The 17,951-nt window shown below is 40.4% G+C and carries 17 protein-coding genes; 12 read left to right on the forward strand and 5 right to left on the reverse strand.

Translation table 11 applies throughout. The features are described from left to right. Positions 1 to 494: 494 nt before the first annotated feature. From DRW42_RS10620 to arsB, 4 genes are read left to right on the forward strand one after another with little or no spacing between them, the layout of a single operon-like run. Complete coding sequence (locus tag DRW42_RS10620) at positions 495 to 824, forward strand: ArsR/SmtB family transcription factor (protein ID WP_113948807.1); 330 nt, start codon at positions 495 to 497, stop codon at positions 822 to 824. A 37-nt stretch (positions 825 to 861) separates the two neighbouring features. Further along, on the forward strand, positions 862 to 1,428 hold the full coding sequence (locus DRW42_RS10625) for a DUF6428 family protein (protein WP_113948808.1): 567 nt from the start codon (positions 862 to 864) through the stop codon (positions 1,426 to 1,428). Positions 1,429 to 1,446: 18 nt separating this feature from the next. Further along, the gene (locus DRW42_RS10630; RefSeq protein WP_113948809.1) at positions 1,447 to 1,866 is read left to right on the forward strand and encodes an arsenate reductase ArsC; all 420 of its coding nucleotides are present in this window, start codon (positions 1,447 to 1,449) and stop codon (positions 1,864 to 1,866) included. Position 1,867: 1 nt separating this feature from the next. Further along, positions 1,868 to 2,932: an ACR3 family arsenite efflux transporter gene (gene arsB / locus DRW42_RS10635; RefSeq protein WP_113948810.1), complete on the forward strand. Its 1,065-nt coding sequence runs from the start codon at positions 1,868 to 1,870 to the stop codon at positions 2,930 to 2,932. 240 nt (positions 2,933 to 3,172) lie between these two features. Here the strand turns inward: arsB and DRW42_RS10640 are convergent, their stop codons facing one another. From DRW42_RS10640 to DRW42_RS10650, 3 genes are all read right to left on the reverse strand, one after another. Further along, on the reverse strand, positions 3,173 to 4,024 hold the full coding sequence (locus DRW42_RS10640) for an SDR family oxidoreductase (RefSeq protein ID WP_113948811.1): 852 nt from the start codon (positions 4,022 to 4,024) through the stop codon (positions 3,173 to 3,175). Between the two features lie 193 nt (positions 4,025 to 4,217). Further along, positions 4,218 to 5,051, reverse strand: coding sequence for an SDR family NAD(P)-dependent oxidoreductase (locus tag DRW42_RS10645; RefSeq protein ID WP_341866228.1), 834 nt, complete (start codon positions 5,049 to 5,051; stop codon positions 4,218 to 4,220). Positions 5,052 to 5,139: 88 nt separating this feature from the next. After that, entirely contained in the window at positions 5,140 to 6,051 is a 912-nt protein-coding gene (locus DRW42_RS10650) for a helix-turn-helix domain-containing protein (protein ID WP_113948813.1), read from the reverse strand. 299 nt (positions 6,052 to 6,350) lie between these two features. Between DRW42_RS10650 and DRW42_RS10655 the strand changes: the two genes are divergently transcribed. The 4 genes from DRW42_RS10655 (at position 6,351) to fabF (ending at position 9,648) form a co-directional block, all read left to right on the forward strand. Further along, complete coding sequence (locus tag DRW42_RS10655; RefSeq protein ID WP_113948814.1) at positions 6,351 to 6,938, forward strand: TetR/AcrR family transcriptional regulator; 588 nt, start codon at positions 6,351 to 6,353, stop codon at positions 6,936 to 6,938. Between the two features lie 38 nt (positions 6,939 to 6,976). Further along, a complete protein-coding gene (locus tag DRW42_RS10660; protein WP_113948815.1) occupies positions 6,977 to 7,462 on the forward strand; it encodes a PaaI family thioesterase in 486 nt (161 codons plus the stop codon). A gap of 12 nt (positions 7,463 to 7,474) precedes the next feature. Further along, positions 7,475 to 8,245 (forward strand): SDR family oxidoreductase, encoded by a 771-nt coding sequence (locus DRW42_RS10665; protein ID WP_113948816.1) that lies wholly within the window; start codon positions 7,475 to 7,477, stop codon positions 8,243 to 8,245. Positions 8,246 to 8,397: 152 nt separating this feature from the next. Beyond that, on the forward strand, positions 8,398 to 9,648 hold the full coding sequence (fabF, locus tag DRW42_RS10670) for a beta-ketoacyl-ACP synthase II (RefSeq protein WP_113948817.1): 1,251 nt from the start codon (positions 8,398 to 8,400) through the stop codon (positions 9,646 to 9,648). A 301-nt stretch (positions 9,649 to 9,949) separates the two neighbouring features. Here the strand turns inward: fabF and DRW42_RS10675 are convergent, their stop codons facing one another. Continuing rightward, positions 9,950 to 10,600, reverse strand: coding sequence for a YceH family protein (locus DRW42_RS10675; RefSeq protein WP_113948818.1), 651 nt, complete (start codon positions 10,598 to 10,600; stop codon positions 9,950 to 9,952). Between the two features lie 175 nt (positions 10,601 to 10,775). Between DRW42_RS10675 and DRW42_RS10680 the strand changes: the two genes are divergently transcribed. The 4 genes from DRW42_RS10680 (at position 10,776) to DRW42_RS10695 (ending at position 15,968) form a co-directional block, all read left to right on the forward strand. Beyond that, positions 10,776 to 11,399: a (2Fe-2S)-binding protein gene (locus tag DRW42_RS10680; protein ID WP_113948819.1), complete on the forward strand. Its 624-nt coding sequence runs from the start codon at positions 10,776 to 10,778 to the stop codon at positions 11,397 to 11,399. After that, on the forward strand, positions 11,396 to 12,379 hold the full coding sequence (locus DRW42_RS10685) for an FAD binding domain-containing protein (RefSeq protein WP_113948820.1): 984 nt from the start codon (positions 11,396 to 11,398) through the stop codon (positions 12,377 to 12,379). The genes DRW42_RS10680 and DRW42_RS10685 overlap by 4 nt, the downstream gene beginning before the upstream one ends. A gap of 2 nt (positions 12,380 to 12,381) precedes the next feature. Beyond that, positions 12,382 to 14,505, forward strand: coding sequence for a xanthine dehydrogenase family protein molybdopterin-binding subunit (locus DRW42_RS10690; protein WP_113948821.1), 2,124 nt, complete (start codon positions 12,382 to 12,384; stop codon positions 14,503 to 14,505). Positions 14,506 to 14,921: 416 nt separating this feature from the next. Further along, entirely contained in the window at positions 14,922 to 15,968 is a 1,047-nt protein-coding gene (locus tag DRW42_RS10695; RefSeq protein ID WP_113948822.1) for an NAD(P)-dependent alcohol dehydrogenase, read from the forward strand. Between the two features lie 215 nt (positions 15,969 to 16,183). Here the strand turns inward: DRW42_RS10695 and DRW42_RS10700 are convergent, their stop codons facing one another. Next, entirely contained in the window at positions 16,184 to 17,779 is a 1,596-nt protein-coding gene (locus DRW42_RS10700; RefSeq protein ID WP_113948823.1) for a S8 family serine peptidase, read from the reverse strand. Positions 17,780 to 17,951: the final 172 nt, after the last annotated feature.

The raw sequence follows: 17,951 nt of genomic DNA on the forward strand, positions 1-17,951 counted from the left end.
GCCAGTATGTAGGCGGGGTTAGTGGAACCTGAAAAATTTATTAGGCCGGAATTAAATAGATCGGAGATATTGTGCTGTGGCCTAGCTGGGTGGAAATGCACAAATGAAAAAAGTACTAATTTATATGTATTTAAAAAATAGCGTCAATGGTAGCGAGAGCAAAACAGTAGAGAACCACAACAGTGTTCCGCTTTGCTTCGCTCGAGATGACGATCGTTGTAGGGAGTCGTCACTCTGAACTTGTTTCAGGGTCTTTTATGAAAGATTGGATCTCTCACCATTCCGTTATAGATAGGCACTCCAATGATTTTCTGTCAAAATGACGACTTTGCTCTTGAATCTATTAGTTAGATGCAATTATCAACCAAATTTCTATGCCTCCGTGGCTAAGAAACATTAACTCTTTCTGTAGATAATCTGTTTTTGATGAAACTGAAAATTAAAATAAAGTTTTGATTTTTAAAATATCTATCGTAATATTGCGATACGAAATTATGGGACTTACCAAAACCGAAATCTTCTCTGAAGAACAAAACCAAATGGCGGCATTGCTAAAAGCGATGGCACATCCGGCAAGGATAGCCATTCTTCAACGCATTCTTAAATTAAATACCTGCATTTGCGGCGATCTGGTTGAAGAGCTGGGCTTGGCACAGGCAACCATTTCGCAACATTTAAAAGAACTTAAAAATGCCGGCATTATACAGGGCACCATAGAAGGGGTTAGCATCTGTTATTGTATCGAACCTAAAACATGGAAATTACTTCAAAATCGATTGGGCGATTTCTTCACTTCTTATAAAGGCGAACAAAACTGCTGTTAAAATTTTTTACCTAAATCAATCGTTAAATTGCAATATTATGATTAATAAATTTTCAATCGAATGGAGCAGCTTTAAAGCTGAACTTCAACAACATCCCGAGCTGATTTTACAGTTTCAATATGCCCGAAATAAGTGGGTAAAGGCCAATTATCACATCACAGAAATTAAACAGGCACCGATTACGTCAGTTGATTGCGGAGGGGTGATGAACGCCTGGACAGAAATTATTGTGCAGCTATGGGAACCTACAGAAGAGGAAGAAGGCAGGGCCATGCAGGTGAAAAAAGCGTTGTCAATTATCGATCTGGTAGAAAGTAAGTTGGCTTTAAACCCCAAAGGTATTGTTAAAATCGAATTTGGTAATTCAGAATTTGATACCAGACAAATGTATCCGGCTGAATTTATAGTTGATGGTGATAACCTGGTTATAAATTTAACACCCGATGCCACACAATGCAAAGCCATTAGTCGTGGCGGAAGTTGCGGCACCACAGAAACCGGTGAAGAATGTTGCGCACCTGTTCAAACTGAAAAAAGAAAGATCGAATTGATTAATCTGGCAGCTGATCAGAACAGCTGTACACCAGGTAGTGGTTGTTGTTAGTTAATAAAATTTATATCAATGAAAAATGTATTGGTGCTTTGCACCGGAAATAGTTGCCGTAGTCAACTTGCGGAGGGATACTTAAAGTACTTTGCTCAAAATAATGCAAAAATCTACAGTGCCGGGATTGAAGTTCATGGCGTTAACCCAAGGGCAATAAAAATAATGGCCGAAGACGGAATCGATATTTCAGGACAAACATCGAATAATATTGAGGAGTATTTCGATGTGCCTTTCGATTATGTGATAACAGTTTGTGATCACGCGAAAGAGAGTTGTCCGTATTTCCCCACAAAGGCCATAAAATTACACCATAACTTTCCCGATCCGGCAAAAGCAATGGGCACCGAAGCCGAAATTATGGCGCAGTTCAGAAGTACAAGGGAGCTGATCAAGACCTATATGCAGGAGTTCGTAAACGAGAATTTAAAAAGTTAGTATGCCGGAAAATGTTTGTTCTCCGGCAACTAAGGCTAAAAATCTAAGCTTTTTAGATCGCTATTTAACCCTTTGGATTTTTTTATTCATGCTATTAGGAGTGGGGTTGGGATCTTTATTCCCTTCTTCCGCTGTGTGGATTAATTCTTTTTCAAGTGGAATTACAAATATTCCTTTGGCTATTGGTTTAATCCTGATGATGTATCCACCTTTGGCGAAAGTTGATTACCGGAGAATAGGTGGGGTATTTAAAAATATCAGGGTATTAAGTGCTTCGCTCGTTCTAAATTGGATAATTGGGCCGCTATTGATGTTTTTTCTGGCGATTACTTTTTTACATAATTACCCTGAGTACATGGTAGGCTTAATGATGATCGGTTTGGCGCGATGTATTGCAATGGTGGTGGTTTGGAACGATCTTGCCAACGGAAACCGTGAATACGCAGCCGGTTTAATTGCCCTGAATAGCATTTTCCAGGTTTTGTTTTATAGTTTGTTTGCCTGGTTCTTTATTACAATTTTGCCTCCGGTATTCGGGTTAAAAGGATTAGCCATTAATATTTCAATTGCCGAAATAGCAAAAAGTGTTGGGGTGTATTTGGGGATTCCTTTTTTGCTGGGTATTTTAAGTCAGCAATTATTAACGAAATGGAAAGGTGAAAAATGGTTCCGCTTAACTTTTATTCCAATGATTTCACCTATAACCTTAATCGCCCTGTTATTTACCATCGTTGTTATGTTTAGTTTAAAGGGAGCATTAATTGTTCAGATTCCAATGGATGTATTAAGAATTGCATCGCCTTTGGTAATCTATTTCGCCATAATGTTTGTGATTAGTTTCTTTACAGGTAAGTATTTTGGCGCTGATTATAGCAAAAGTGCTGCTATTGCTTTTACGGCTACGGGCAATAATTTTGAACTGGCAATTGCTGTGGCTATTGGTGTATTTGGAATTCACTCGGGGCAAGCCTTTGCCGGCGTAATCGGTCCGCTGGTAGAAGTACCTGCATTAATAGCCCTGGTTAATTTGGCGCAATGGTTTAGAAAGAGATATTTTAAAGCGTAAAAGATCTTTGATAGACTTCAAAAGAAAAAACGTCATTTCAACTGAATCGCAGCAAAATGGAGAGATCCAGTTTTCATGATAGACCCTGAAACAAATTCAGGGTGACGGCTTGCCGAAAAAAAAACGTCATCTCGACTGAATCGCAGCGAAATGCCTGTCCTTACAGGCGGGGAAAGATCTATCACAAGACAGATTTCTCGATTGCGTTGCACTCCGCTCGAAATGACGATTTTGTAAATACTACGCTCCAACCTCATCAAAGTTGGTCGCCGTTGCCAGATATTTCCAGTTTGCCATATCTCTTTGCACATCTGCAATTTTTGCATCCGCTACCTGATAAGCATCGGGACCTAAAAATAAATGAAGCGGCGGGTTTTCGCTTTTAGATGCCTCGATAATTACCTCAACTGCTTTAGCCGGATCGCCTGGCTGTTGATTATTGATATCGTTTTGGTGTGCAGCCTGCGAGTCGCGTACTTCTTTGTAAGCATCAATTGGTGTACTTGGAACAGCTAACGAACCTTCGGTTAGAAATGCTGTCCTGAAATAACCTGGCTCAACAACGGTTGCTTTAATACCCAAAGATTTTACTTCTGCAGCCAACGATTCTGTAAAACCAACGACGGCAAATTTTGTAGCACAGTAAATTCCGAAACCAGGGAAGTTGCCCGAAAAACCACCAATAGAAGAGATATTGAAAATATGACCTGATTGTTGTTTCCTTAATTGCGGAAGCACTTTTCTGATCACGTTTAACGAACCGAAAACGTTTACATCAAAATTCTCACGCGATTCTTTATCGCTTAATTCTTCCAGTGCGCCTAACATGCCATAACCAGCGTTGTTTACGACTACATCAACCTGACCGAATTTGCTAATGGTTTGGCTAACTGCTGCTTCTACGCTGTTTTCGTTAATCAAATCAACACTTAGCGGTAAAAAGTTCTCGTGTTCGCCAACGGCCTTAATTAAATCGTTTAAATTTCTTGAAGTTGCGGCAACATTAACGCCGTTGTTTAATAATGTTTTTACTAAGGTTAATCCCAGACCTTTGGACGCACCTGTTACAAACCAAACTTTTTGATTTTCCATGTTATTGTTTTTTTAGAATGAAATGAATTGATGAAGTTGGATTATAAAACTAGTTTCTCTAAAATTTGTCACGTTGAGCCTGTCGAAACGCCTTAGACAGTTTTATTGCAGGTCCTTCGACAAGCTCAGGATGACAATTCTATATTTATAATACAACCTCTTTTTTGATTGCTAATTCGCCATTAGCATTTGATTAATTATCGAAATCTGTCGAAATCGTGATGGCCTTCCAGCTGTTAAACTCTTTCGTCAAACAGTCTATTTTGGCCGTTGCCCTTTGAAAAGCATCGTTGCCCAGTAATAAATGTACAGGTGGATGTGGCATACTGGCCAAAGAGATCATTGCAGCGGCCGCTTTTTCAGGATCTCCGATCTGTTGACCGTCCATTTTTAAATATTTGCTGTGTATTGCCCTTACTTCTTCATATTCTGCAATAGGATTGGCAGCGAGTATTAACGAATCAGCAGTTAAGAAACTTGTTCTGAAAGCACCCGGAGCAACAACAGTTACTTTTACGCCGAATTCTTTAAGGTCTTCGACCAAAACTTCCGATAATGCGATTACGGCCGATTTTGCTGCCGCATAAACTGCCCAGCCTGTTGCGCCGGCTATGCCCGCAATTGATGCAATGTTAATGATATGTCCCGAACGTTGCGCCCGTAAATAAGGTGAAGCTTTTCTGATTACATTTAATGTTCCGAAAACATTTACATCAAAACTATTGCGTGTTTCGGCATCAGTTAACTCCTCAATGCTGCCCCCGATGCCGTAGCCAGCATTATTGATCACTACATCAATCCTTTCGAATTTTGCAATGGTCGCTTTAATCGCATCCTCCACACTTTTTTCATCAGCCAGGTTAACGGCCAGTGGAAGGAATTTTCCCGTATCAGCATTTACGGCTTTTTTAAGTTCATCAATGTTTCTTGAGGTAGCCGCAACAGACTGTCCAGCTTTCAATAATTGATTTACCAAACTTAATCCTAAGCCTTTTGAAGCACCGGTAATAAACCAAACTTTTTTCATGCCCATAATTTTATTCTTTTTATTGATACAAAATTACAGCAGAAACCGCTACTCCTTATTACGCCAATCAAACTTATGATTACGAAATTCAAACAATTCGATAAGAAGTAGGGGTATGGTTGGTCTGTTTTTTAAAAAAGTTGTTAAAATGTGTGGGTTCTTCAAAGCCCAAACAATAGCCTATTTCTGAAATATTCCAGTCGGTATGTTTCAATAAAGCCTTTGCTTCGCTCAATAACCGCTCGGTAATATAGTTTGTGGTCGTTTTTCCGGTGGTCTCTTTTATGGCCCTGTTCAGGTGGTTTACATGTACCGAAAGTTGTGCAGCGTAATCTTTAGCCGAACGCATGGTTAGTCTTTGTGTGGTGGTTTCGATTGGAAACTGACGCTCCAGTAACTCTGTAAACACCGAAGTAATCCTCGTATTGGCATCAGTATGTTTAAATAGAGCTTCTGATGGCTGTGTTTTTAGGGCAAAATGAGTGATTTCGGTGATATAATTCCTTAAAAGATCATATTTATAAACGTAATCTGTATTAATCTCCTCAAACATTTTGGCAAAAATACCTTCTACCTGCGCATCCTGACTTTCATTTAAAAAATAGGCAGGGTTTCCGCCGGGTACAAACATGGGAAGATCGCCAATGTTTCCACGGATTTTTTCTTTAAAAAAAGCTTCGGTAAAGATGCAGAAATAACCGGTTACATCACTCTGTTTTCCACTGGCCAGTTCCCAGGTATAAGGAACAAGGGGGTTGAAAAAGATCAATGCCGTTCCGTCTATCTCGATACTTTTATCGGCGTAGTGGTATACATTATGACCACGGGTAAGGCAGATCTTATAATAATCCCTGCGGTTATAACTCATCGGTTTCGAGTCGTCCCGTAAACAATCTTCCAGTTTAAAAACGTTAAAATGTCCAACGCCGTTTTGTAGATTATCAGGCATGAAACTAAATTTGTTCTGATAAAAGTCTTCTATGCTTTCTGGTTTGTTCATAAATCAAAGTTACAAAATTCAAACGTAAAACAAATTGAGTTGTAAAATTACTCATTGTACTCAACTTGTCCCGATTTTATATCGGGATCAGCATCTTTCCTGCCGGATAGACCCTGAAATAAATTCAGGGTGATGGCTACTAGATAAAAATATCCTTAGATGTACTTAGCAAAAAGGGCTGATCCCGAATCTTCAGGACAGCATAACGAGAACTATCTTTAAAAGGAGATTGTAATGATAAAACAATTTGGAAATAATATACCGATTGGTATATATTTGTATCGTCAATTCACAACAACATGACCAAGGCAGAAAAAACGAGAAAATTCATTGTAGAAAAAACCGCACCGATTTTTAATATGAAAGGTTATGCCGGTACTTCTTTAAATGATATTACCGCTGCTACAGGTTTAACCAAGGGCAGTATTTATGGCAATTTTGCCAATAAGGATGAAGTGGCACTGGCATCTTTTGATTATAACCTGAATAATGTATCAACCAGGATAGAGGCCGAAATGAACCAGCAAACCAGTATTAAGGATAAACTTTTGGTGTATATTAATATTTATCAAAAATTTATCGATGGTTCGGTGTCAGAAGGAGGCTGCCCGGTATTAAATACCGCCATAGATGCCGATGATACCCATCCCGAATTAAGGAGAAGAGTTTTAAAAGCCGTTTTAGACTGGAAAAAGAAATTGGCCCAACTGGTTAAAACTGGTATTGCCAATCGAGAAATCAGCAAGAATCACAATCCCGAACAAATTGCCTTAACCATTATTGCAATGGTGGAAGGAGGGATCATGATCTCGAAACTCACCTCAAACACTGAATACTGGAGCCTGATTATGGGCTCGCTAAAAAAATATGTAGATGGCCTCGGCTAAAAATTTTTAATCAAAAATATACCGATTGGTATTTTAATATGGAAAGAAAAAGAACAATAACCTGGGATGACCCCATGAAAGGCGCAAAAGAAGCCATGCAAATGGACGGAATTGCTTACTTGCAAGCCATGAGCGATAATAAATTCCCTCTGCCGCCGCTTTCACATACGCTTGATTTTAGTGTTGCAGTGATTGAGGCAGGCAATGTAGTTTTTGAATTTACACCACAGGAATTCCATTACAATCCGATTGGTACGGTACATGGTGGTGTGATTACAGCCATTTTAGATTCGGCCATGGGCTGTTCGGTACATTCGCTATTACCTGCCGGGAAAGGTTATACCACTTTAGAGCTGAAGGTAAATTTCCTCAAGGCCATCACCATTAAAACCGGAAAACTAAAAACCATTGGCAAAGTGATTAATCTGGGCGGTCGCACTGCTTTGGTAGAAGCACAGCTGGTTGATGAAAATAATACTACCTACGCTCATGCTGTGAGCACCTGTTTAATCTTAAAATTTTAAAAAAATATAAAAATGAAAACTTCACAAAATACAGTTTTATTAATCGGCGGAACTGCCGGTATCGGTTTAGAAATCGCAAAACAATTAACCGCTTTAGATAACCATGTGATTATTACCGGTAGAAACCAGGAAAGGCTTGATGCTGCTGCTGCGTCGCTAAAAAACGTAACCACCATTCTTTCGGATGTAAGCAAAGCCGGAGATGTTGAGCAATTGGTAGAAAAGATCAAGGTAGATTTCCCTCAGTTAAATATCGTGATTAACAATGCAGGCAGGGCACTTGTTTACAACTTAACCGATCAGGGGCAGGATGCTTTTGCAAATGCAGAAGACGAAATGCTGACCAATTACCTGTCGATCATCAGGATCAATCAAAAATTATTACCTGTTTTGTTAGCGCAGGAATCATCGGCAATTGTTAATGTATCTTCAATTGTAGCTTATGTTCCGGGGGTAAATTTGCCTACTTATGCGGGCAGTAAAGCAGCACTTCATTCATACAGTACTTCTTTAAGGTTAAGTTTAGAAGATACAGCTGTTAAAGTTTTCGAATTGATGCCTCCATTGGTGGATACAGAATTTTCGAAAGAAATTGGTGGACATAACGGTATCAAACCATCCGTAGTAGCTGATGATTTAGTGGCAGCTTTGGCCAATGATGAATATGAAATCAGGGTAGGTGATACGGCAAAAATTTATGAACTGTTCAGGCAATCGCCGGTTGATGCATTAAACGTAATGAATGCCAGCAGAAAAGCCAATATTGATTCGGTTCAACAATAACCGGAAATAGACAGGCAAGGATTTTCCTTTGCTTATATTATGACATTTTTCACCGCAGGAATGCTTACTTTCGCGGCAATAAGTGTAAAACTCGAATGATCAGGCATATTATATGGTTTGATCATTTGAGCTTAGTGACTAAAAAACATAAAATGAAAAGAGTAGTAGTTACAGGTTTAGGTGCTATAACCCCGCTTGGCAATACTGTTGAGCAATTTTGGCAACAGATTTTAGCTGGTAAAAGTGGCATTGGCCCCATTACAAAATTTGATTCAAGCAAATTTAAAACACAATTTGCAGGTGAAGTAAAGGATTTTAATCCTGAAGAATACCTGGAGAAAAAAGAAATTAAAAAGTACGATCTTTTTACCCAGTACGCCATCGGCTCGAGCGATCAGGCGATAAAAGATGCCGGATTGGATTTCACCATGATGAACGATGATCAACTGGCAGAAGTTGGGGTAATCTGGGCAACCGGAAACGGCGGTATCGGTACTTTCGAATCGCAGTTGGAAGAATTTCATGCCGGAGATGGAACACCAAGGTTTAATCCTTATTTCATTCCGAAAATGATCGTTGATATCGCTGCCGGGGCGATTTCCATCCGCCATAAACTTCGCGGACCAAATTATTGTACGGTTTCGGCTTGTGCATCGTCGAACACAGCGATTATCAATGCATTTGATACCATCCGTTTAGGAAAGGCAAGTGTAATGATTGCAGGAGGTTCGGAAGCGGCTTTAACAAAATCATCAGTTGGTGGATTTAATGCTGCTCAGGCCTTGTCTAAAAATAACGAAGATCCTCAGGGTGCTTCTAAACCTTTCGATAAGGACAGGGATGGTTTTGTGATGAGTGAAGGTGCAGCAGCTTTGGTTTTGGAAGAACTGGAGTATGCTTTACACCGTGGCGCACATATTTATGCTGAAATTATCGGTGGCGGTATGGCTGCTGATGCTTATCACTTAACCGGAACACCTCCTGATGGTATAGGTGCTGCTTTGGGTATGAGAAGTGCACTAAAAGATGCCAATATTACAGCTGATAAAATCGATTATATCAATGCACATGCTACTTCAACCGGTTTAGGCGATTTAAGCGAATTAAATGGTATCAATACTGTTTTTAATGGCTTGCCGGTGATAATTGGTGCTACTAAATCAATGACAGGCCATTTATTGGGTGCTGCAGGTGCCGTTGAGAGTTTAATCAGTATCCTTTCAATCAGGGATAATGTGATTCCTCCAACCATTAATACAAAAAATCTCGACGAAAATATCCCGAAAGGATTAAATATTGTGCTGGGCGAACCGATTAAAAAGGAAATCAATTATGTTTTAAATAACACTTTTGGTTTCGGTGGACATACGGCAAGTACGATTTTTAAGAAATATAGTGCTTAATTAGGTTTTATAAAGTGATTTACTGGTCTTTACTGGTCTTAGCGTCTCGCTAAGACCTTTTTTGTTAAGTTTTGTTTTGCCACGGAGGCACGGAAAACACGGAATAAAGGCGTCGTCATCTCGACTGAAGCAAAGCGGAACGGAGAGATCTATCTCGAGATAGATTTAGCTTCGCTGAGCCTTCGGGTTCTCGACTACGTTGCACTCCGCTCGAAATGACGGCTTTAAGGGGCGCTCCTCTCGAAGTGACGGAGTTTGTTCGGATTAGCACCAATAAACCAATGCCCAATGATTAATGAACCTATTTATCCATCAACAAATTAACCAGTTCTTTTAACTCTTCTACTTCTAATTCCAGTTTTTGGATGCGGTTTTCCAATTCTGTGGTATCAAAAGTTGGCGCTGCAAGGGTTTCGGTTTCTGTTTCGGTGGTGGTTTCTGCCTGTTCGCCTAAAAGGTGAACAAAGCGGGCTTCCTTTTGTCCGGCTTTTTTAGCCAGCTGTTTTACGAAAGCAGGTTCATCATCCGATAGTTTCTGAAGCTGTTCCAGTACTTCTTCAATGCTTTCAAATTCGTATAAACGGCCCGAGTTGCTGTTGATTTCACCCGGAGTTAAAGGCCCCCGCAAAAGCAAAAGACAGATAATGGCCAGTTCTGAAGGCAATAACGGATAAACTATTGCCAGGTTGTGCTTGTATTTAGTTGCACGACTTGATCCACCTGTTGCGGTTGAGATCAGTCCTTTTATTTTAAGCTGGTTTAAAGTGAGGGTAATGGTTTCCTCATCGTAATTTACAACCGGATTTCTGGAACTTTTTTGATTACAGGCAGCTGTTAAACTGTTCAAAGTCATCGGATAATAATCGGGCGTGGTCCGGCTTTTTTCTATTAAAGCACCCAAAACGCGTTGTTCTTCTGCTGATAAATCGGGTAGTGGTTTTACGTTGTCCATTTTATAAAAATATAAATTGAATGAACATTTTGAAAATTATTTTGTTAATGATTTATTTCTAAGGAGTTATCTGAAATATTACTCTATAGAACAATTCTAAATTTCTGATTTACTATCATTTAAACTTTAGAATTACGAACTTAGAAGAACATCCTAAAGCTAATCACATTCAAATATGAAACCTTCTGATCAAAAGCCGAATCAGGGCGATAGCAGGCGCGATTTCCTTAAAAAAAGTTCAGTAATTACAGCCATTGCCTTAACACCCGGCATTGCAGTTAAAGCAGCTGAAAATAATGCCGATGAACGTTTTGCCGAACTTTTTGAGAAAATCCCCCTAAACCTCACCGTGAATAACAAAGCGTACAAAGCTTCGGTTGAGCCAAGGGTAACCCTTCTGGATTATCTACGTGAAGAATTGCATTTAACCGGAACTAAAAAAGGTTGCGACCATGGTCAGTGCGGCGCCTGCACCGTACACGTAGATGGACAAAGGGTGAATTCATGTTTAAGCTTAGCGGTAATGAACGAAGGAAAGAAAATTACCACGATAGAAGGTCTGGCCGATGGAGATACCTTACATCCAATGCAGGCCGCTTTTATTAAACACGATGGTTTTCAATGTGGTTACTGTACCTCAGGGCAGATCATGTCGGCAGTGGCCTGCATCCGCGAAGGACACACCAGTTCGAGGGCCGAAATCAGCGAATACATGAGTGGCAACATCTGCAGGTGTGGTGCCTACCCGAATATTGTTGATGCCATTGTGGATGTGAAGGAAGGGGGGGCAAACGTATGATCAATTTTCAATATTTGAGAACAACCTCGGCCAAATCGGCCATTGCGCTATTGCTAAAAGATAAAAATGCTAAATTTTTAGCTGGCGGTACTAACCTGATCGACCTGATGAAGAGAGGCGTTACCGCACCCGAAAAGCTGATTGATATCAATCACGTTCCCTTAAAACAGATTGAACAGATTGGAAATAAAATCCACATTGGAGCTTTAACTACCAATACTGCAGTTGCAGATCATGCTTTGATCAAAGAAAAACTGCCACTGCTTTCTTGGGCTTTACAGGCCGGCGCTTCGGCACAATTGCGGAATGTGGCCACGGTAGGAGGAAATATGATGCAGCGTACGCGTTGTGGTTATTTTTACGATACCGAAATGCCCTGCAATAAACGTCAGCCCGGAACTGGCTGTGGCGCTATGGAAGGTTTTAACCGTATGCATGCCATTTTTGGTACTTCCGAAAAATGCATTGCCGTACATCCAAGCGATATGTGTGTTGCCTTAACCGCTTTAGATGCCGAAGTGGTGCTGGCCAATAGCAAAGGCGAGCGGAAAATAGCTTTTAAAGATTTCCACCGCCTGGCGGGAGATACCCCACAGCTAGACAATAACCTAAAAGCAGATGAAATGATTATCCGACTGGAAATACCGGTGAATAATATCGCTAAAAACTACCATTACTTAAAAGTACGCGACCGCGCTTCTTATGCTTTTGCACTCGTTTCGGTTGCAGCGGCTTTTGAATTGAATAATAATAAAATTACCGATATCCGTTTGGCTATGGGTGGTGTGGCGCATAAACCATGGCGTTTAACGGCATCCGAGAATTTCCTTAAAGGAAAAGAAGCTACCTTATCGAATTTCGAAAAGGCAGCAGAACTGGCTATGACAGGTGCTAAAGGTTTTGGCGAAAATAATTTCAAGCTTAAACTGGCTCCCAATACAATTATCGAGGCGTTAAATCTTGCAAAATCGAAAGCTTAATTATGGAAAAACGCATGTTAAAAGAAGATACCGACCGCGTAGATGGCATTTTAAAAGTTACGGGAAAAGCCAAGTATTTTGCAGAATACGAACTTCCGGGCTTAACTTATGGAGTATTGGTAACCAGTACCATCACTAAAGGAAAAATTACCGGACTCGATACCAAAGCAGCAGAAAATGCACCTGGCGTTATTGCTGTGGTTTCGCATTTAAACAAACCATCGGCAACTGCTTACGAGCAGGAAGGTGGTCCGCAGATGAAGATATTTTATACTGATAAAATCTTTTATAACGGACAGCCAATTGCCATTGTGGTAGCTAATACCTTCGAAAGGGCTACTTATGCTGCTTCGCTGGTAAAAGCAACTTATGCGAAAGAAGAATTTAATACTGATTTTGCAAAGGCTTTAAAAGATCCAAAGGCAAAAAAATTGCAAGGGCAGGCCGACTATAAACGCGGTATTGAAAATGCCTACAAAACGGCTGAGGTAAAACTCGAAGAACGATATTTTTTGCCAATTGAAACGCATAATCCGATGGAACTGCACGGTATAATTGCTGATTGGCGTCCTAACAACCAGGTTACCGTTTATGCCAAAACACAGGGTGTAAAAGCTACGCAGGGCACCATTGCCAATGTTTTTAAAATCCCGATGGAAAATATTCAGGTGAATTCGGAGTTTGTGGGTGGTGGTTTTGGTATGGCTTTGCGTACATGGCCGCTCGAAATTGCAACCGTAATGGCTTCGAAACATATTGGCAAACCCGTAAAAGTGGTAATTACCAGGGCACAGATGTTTACGATGGTAGGTAACCGGCCTGCGGCTATCCAAACCATTGGTTTGGGGGCGGATAAAGACGGTAAATTAACGGGTATTACACACCGGGCTTATGGCGAAACTTCTACATACGAGAACTTTACCGAAGGTGTGGTGAATATGGCGAAATTTATGTATCAATGTGACAATGTAAATACTTCTTATGCTATTGTTCCAGTTGATTTGGGGGTACCGATCTGGATGCGTGGTCCGGGCGAAGCAACAGGCGCTTTTGCTTTAGAAAGTGCCATCGATGAAATGGCACATGCACTGGATATGGATCCGCTTGATTTCAGGATTAAAAACGACCCTGAAACCGACCAGCAGAAGAATAAACCCTTTTCAAGCAAAAACATTAAAGAAGCTTATAAACTGGGTGCAGAAAAAATAGGCTGGAGCAACCGTAAAAATAAACCGGGCAGTTTGGTTGAAGGACCATGGCAAACGGGTTACGGCGTAAGTGTCGGGGTATTTAATGCCAACAGGGGTAAGGCCAGCGTTAAAGGCATATTAAAGGCTGATGGATCTTTGCTGTTACAAAGTGCAACAAGTGATATTGGACCCGGAACAGGTACAGGAATGACTTTAATTGCCAATAAATTAATGAAGATTCCTGTAAATAAAATTACGTTTGAACTGGGCGATTCTTCCTTACCTCCTGCGCCAAGTCAGGGAGGATCAGCTACCTTATCTACTGTCGGGTCAGCTGTAAATGATGTTTGTGTGGCTTTGAAATCAGCCATTGCCGAGCTGGCAGCCAATTCGAATATGGATGCCACGGCTAATTTTGTGGAGGTATTGAAAAAAAACAACCTGCCGCAAATAGAAGTAACCAAAGAAAGTCAGAGCGGTAAAGAAAAGGATAATTATTCGATGTATTCCTTTTCCATCCATTTTGTGCAGGTAAAAGTTCATGCTTTAACCGGTGTGGTAAAAGTGAGTAAAATCGTATCAGTAGGCGATTCAGGGACTATCGTGAGTCCGAAAACGGCCCGGAGTCAGATGCTGGGTGGCGCTGTTGGCGGTATAGGTATGGCTTTAACAGAAGAATCTATTATTGATCACCGTTACGGAAGGTATATCAACAACAACTTTGCCGATTACCATGTTCCGGTAAATGCCGATGTTCCAGAAATTGATGTTAATTTTATTAATAAACCCGACCCTTATATCAACCCGATGGGCGCAAAAGGAATGGGCGAAATTGCGTTGATCGGCTTTTCGGCAGCAGTAGCCAATGCGGTTTTTAACGCAACAGGAAAAAGAATCAGAACCTTGCCGATTACGCCTGATAAGGTATTGGCTTAGTTTAGTTCAGACCTCGCAGGTTTTCGAAACCTGCGAGGTCTTAATTTTAAGCGGGAGGTTTGCGTTAGGGATTGTAAGGGTTTAGTGCCGATTTTTTATCGGTACCGTAGCGAAGCGCAGCCCTGAAAAGCCCGACCCTTGCGTAGCTTGGGTAACGCCCATATCATCGTACCGATTTGTAATCGGGATGTATGGAAAAAGCAATTTATCGCGGTAAGAAATCTATTTTATGTGCATTATAAATGCACCTTTCGATAATCCTCGTTACAAATGAGGACTATAAATTAGTTTAGACCTATCAGGTTTTAAAAACCTGATAGGTCTGCAATTGCAACTAGATGGCACCTGCCGAAATGAACCCGCGCTGACAAAGCATAATACTTAATCTTCTAGCTTTGAACAAAATTTAAATATATATGATAGCTGCAAAAGGATACGCTGTTCACAGCCAAACCGATAAATTGGCTCCATGGAATTTCGATAGAAGAAACGTGGGACCGAAAGATGTATTAATTGAAATTTTATTTAGCGGCATTTGCCATTCTGATATCCATCAGGTAAGGAGCGAATGGGGACCAGCAAGATACCCGATGGTGCCGGGACACGAGATTGTTGGACGCATTACCGAAGTAGGATCGGAGGTTACGAAATTTAAAGTGGGCGAATTGGCAGGTATTGGCTGTATGGTTGATAGCTGTAAAGAATGCCCAACCTGCAAAGGTGGTCAGCAGCAGTTTTGCGAAAAAGGCGAAACCGTTTGGACATACAATAGTGTAGAGCGTGATAAAACCACACCAACTTATGGCGGTTATTCGAACAAAATTGTTTGTACGGAAGAATTTGTGGTACATGTTTCTGATAAATTGCCTTTGGCTGGTGTTGCACCTTTATTGTGTGCCGGTATTACCACTTATTCGCCGATTAAACGTTGGGGGATAACGAAAGGACATAAAGTTGCGGTGTTAGGTTTGGGTGGATTAGGCCACATGGCGGTTAAATTTGCTGTTGCCTTTGGTGCCGAAGTAACGGTTTTAAGTACCTCTCCATCAAAAGAAGCCGATGCTAAAAATTTAGGCGCGCATAACTTTGTGATTACCAAAGACCCTGAGCAGTTAAGAATATATGCCAAACATTTCGATTTTATTATCGATTCGGTATCGGCACCGCACGATTATGAAATGTATTTCAAATTATTAAATGTAAATGGTGTACATATCTGTGTGGGGATACCTGCAGAGCCGATAAAATTCCCAGGCTCGGGTTTAATGCATGGTAACCGTGTTTTAACAGCTTCGAGCATTGGCGGGATAGAAGAAACACAGGAAATGCTTGATTTCTGTGCCGCGCACGATATTGTTTCGGACGTAGAGGTGATTAACATCAACTATGTAAATGAAGCTTACGAACGCGTATTGAACAGTGATGTAAAATACCGTTTCGTAATTGATATGGATACGATATAGTTTAGAGAAGTCAAGTTTTTAAAACTTTACTTCTCTGTTCTTCAACAAAAAAGCGTCCCGATTTAAAATCGGGACGCTTTTTTTGTTATTTCATTTATAAGGTCGTTATCTCGACTTAAACGTAGTGGAATGGAGAGATCTATCTCGAGACAGATTTAGCTTCGCTGAGCACTCCGTGGTTCTCGACTATGCTCGAAATGACGAATTGCAATAATTTATTTATAAGTAGCTGCCAATTTCAATGCGTTATAGGCATTTACAATTCCGCCGCTGATACAAAGATCAGAGAAAGGAACGGAAACTTTTTCTGCACTTGGTTCCTCACCTTTAGCGTACTCTACATTATGGTTAACTTTGGTAACCGACTTTACGATAATTTCTTTTACCTGCGCAGCAGTTAATTTTGGATAGTAAGAACGGATCAATCCGGCTAAACCAGCCACAACAGGAGAGGCCATACTGGTACCATCAAGGTTTTTGTATTTAGAATCCGGTACGGTGGAGTAGATCTGTACACCCGGAGCAAAAACGTCTACCTGTGTTTTTCCAAAGTTAGAAAAACTTGCTTTAAGTGTTTCATCATCTTTCGGACCAGAAGCACCAACCGTAATCCATGATGCAATGGTTTTTGCATCTAAATCTTTATGATTAGGAAAGTTGTTTTCTACATCAATATTTTTGTTTTCGTTACCGGCAGCCTGTACAATTAATACATCTTTTGAAGCTGCATATTTCATTGCTTCGTTAACAATTTCTTTGTTCCAGCTGTAAGCTTTACCAAAACTCATGTTGATGACTTTTGCACCATTATCAACCGCATAACGGATCGAATTAGCCACATCTTTATCCCTTTCATCACCATTTGGCGTACAACGCACACCCATAATGACCACATTGTCGGCTACGCCTAAAATACCAAGTTTGTTGGTTCTGTCGGCAGCAATAATACCCGCTACGTGTGTGCCGTGCATAGCATCGGGACCCTTAACATCGTTATTACCGTAAAATTTCTCTTTTACATTGTTCGGATCATCACCAACAATCGAACGCGGATCATAATCAAGATTTAGGTTGTAATTGGCCTGACGGGTGTAATAATCCAGTCCTTCTACAATCTGGTCTTCGTAAAAATCCTTAAAACTGCCTTTCTCTAATTGTTGAGATAAAACATTCTGGATCCTGCCTTCGATCTGAGTAGATGGCTTGAAGTTTTTAAAATCTTCAGCAGTTGGATTTTCCTTGCCGATTTTCTTTACTACAGCATCTAAAGCAGCTTTAAATCCGGTTATACCGGCAAGATTTTCCTTAGCCTCGGCCAATTGTTTTTCTAAATCAGCACGTTCTGCTTTAAAAGTTTCCCAGTCTTTTTTGTCTTTTTCGGTAACGTTCGCATCAGTAGTATTGGCAAAACGTTCCTGATCGCGGCGCACTAAACGCGTTAATTCCAATGTTTCGAAATTTACAGATTCTTTTGCACCACCGATAAAATTCCATCCGTTAATATCATCGATGTAGCCATTTTTGTCATCATCTTTACCATTGCCCGCAACCTCTTTGGTATTTACCCACATGATGCGTTTCAGGTCTTCGTGATTGGCTTCTACACCGCCATCATTAACAGCAACGATTACTTTAACTGATTTTTTGCCTTTTAAAAGTTCTTTATATGCTTTCTCGGTACTGATACCGAACGTAGTGTCGCTTTTAAGATCAAGATTTTGCCAATTGGCTTTTTGCGCGTTTACTAAAGTTGGTACTGTACTTACGAGCGCTAAACTGAAAAGCGTTCTGAAAATTCTACTCTTATTCATTTATTTATTTTTGTATTAAACGCGGAAAGTTAATTTTAATTTTTTTATTGAAAGAAAATGTAACAAAAATTAATGGTTTTGGCATATTTTGTCGTTGGATCAAATAAGAAGTCGTCATCTCGTCCGTAGCATCGCGGAGCGGAGAGATCTATCTAGACAGATTTCTCGACTT

The sequence above is a fragment of the Pedobacter miscanthi genome (assembly GCF_003315595.1).
Taxonomy (GTDB): domain Bacteria; phylum Bacteroidota; class Bacteroidia; order Sphingobacteriales; family Sphingobacteriaceae; genus Pedobacter; species Pedobacter miscanthi.

Excerpts from the sequence above, each read along its gene's own strand:
- DRW42_RS10700 (WP_113948823.1), bottom strand. The coding sequence starts at position 17,779 with ATGAATAAGAGTAGAATTTTCAGAACGCTTTTCAGTTTAGCGCTCGTA.
- DRW42_RS10695 (WP_113948822.1), top strand. The coding sequence starts at position 14,922 with ATGATAGCTGCAAAAGGATACGCTGTTCACAGCCAAACCGATAAATTG.
- DRW42_RS10680 (WP_113948819.1), top strand. The coding sequence starts at position 10,776 with ATGAAACCTTCTGATCAAAAGCCGAATCAGGGCGATAGCAGGCGCGAT.
- DRW42_RS10640 (WP_113948811.1), bottom strand. The coding sequence starts at position 4,024 with ATGGAAAATCAAAAAGTTTGGTTTGTAACAGGTGCGTCCAAAGGTCTG.
- arsB (WP_113948810.1), top strand. The coding sequence starts at position 1,868 with ATGCCGGAAAATGTTTGTTCTCCGGCAACTAAGGCTAAAAATCTAAGC.
- DRW42_RS10655 (WP_113948814.1), top strand. The coding sequence starts at position 6,351 with ATGACCAAGGCAGAAAAAACGAGAAAATTCATTGTAGAAAAAACCGCA.
- DRW42_RS10625 (WP_113948808.1), top strand. The coding sequence starts at position 862 with ATGATTAATAAATTTTCAATCGAATGGAGCAGCTTTAAAGCTGAACTT.
- DRW42_RS10620 (WP_113948807.1), top strand. The coding sequence starts at position 495 with ATGGGACTTACCAAAACCGAAATCTTCTCTGAAGAACAAAACCAAATG.
- DRW42_RS10630 (WP_113948809.1), top strand. The coding sequence starts at position 1,447 with ATGAAAAATGTATTGGTGCTTTGCACCGGAAATAGTTGCCGTAGTCAA.
- DRW42_RS10645 (WP_341866228.1), bottom strand. The coding sequence starts at position 5,051 with ATGAAAAAAGTTTGGTTTATTACCGGTGCTTCAAAAGGCTTAGGATTA.
- DRW42_RS10690 (WP_113948821.1), top strand. The coding sequence starts at position 12,382 with ATGGAAAAACGCATGTTAAAAGAAGATACCGACCGCGTAGATGGCATT.
- DRW42_RS10685 (WP_113948820.1), top strand. The coding sequence starts at position 11,396 with ATGATCAATTTTCAATATTTGAGAACAACCTCGGCCAAATCGGCCATT.
- DRW42_RS10675 (WP_113948818.1), bottom strand. The coding sequence starts at position 10,600 with ATGGACAACGTAAAACCACTACCCGATTTATCAGCAGAAGAACAACGC.
- fabF (WP_113948817.1), top strand. The coding sequence starts at position 8,398 with ATGAAAAGAGTAGTAGTTACAGGTTTAGGTGCTATAACCCCGCTTGGC.
- DRW42_RS10665 (WP_113948816.1), top strand. The coding sequence starts at position 7,475 with ATGAAAACTTCACAAAATACAGTTTTATTAATCGGCGGAACTGCCGGT.
- DRW42_RS10650 (WP_113948813.1), bottom strand. The coding sequence starts at position 6,051 with ATGAACAAACCAGAAAGCATAGAAGACTTTTATCAGAACAAATTTAGT.
- DRW42_RS10660 (WP_113948815.1), top strand. The coding sequence starts at position 6,977 with ATGGAAAGAAAAAGAACAATAACCTGGGATGACCCCATGAAAGGCGCA.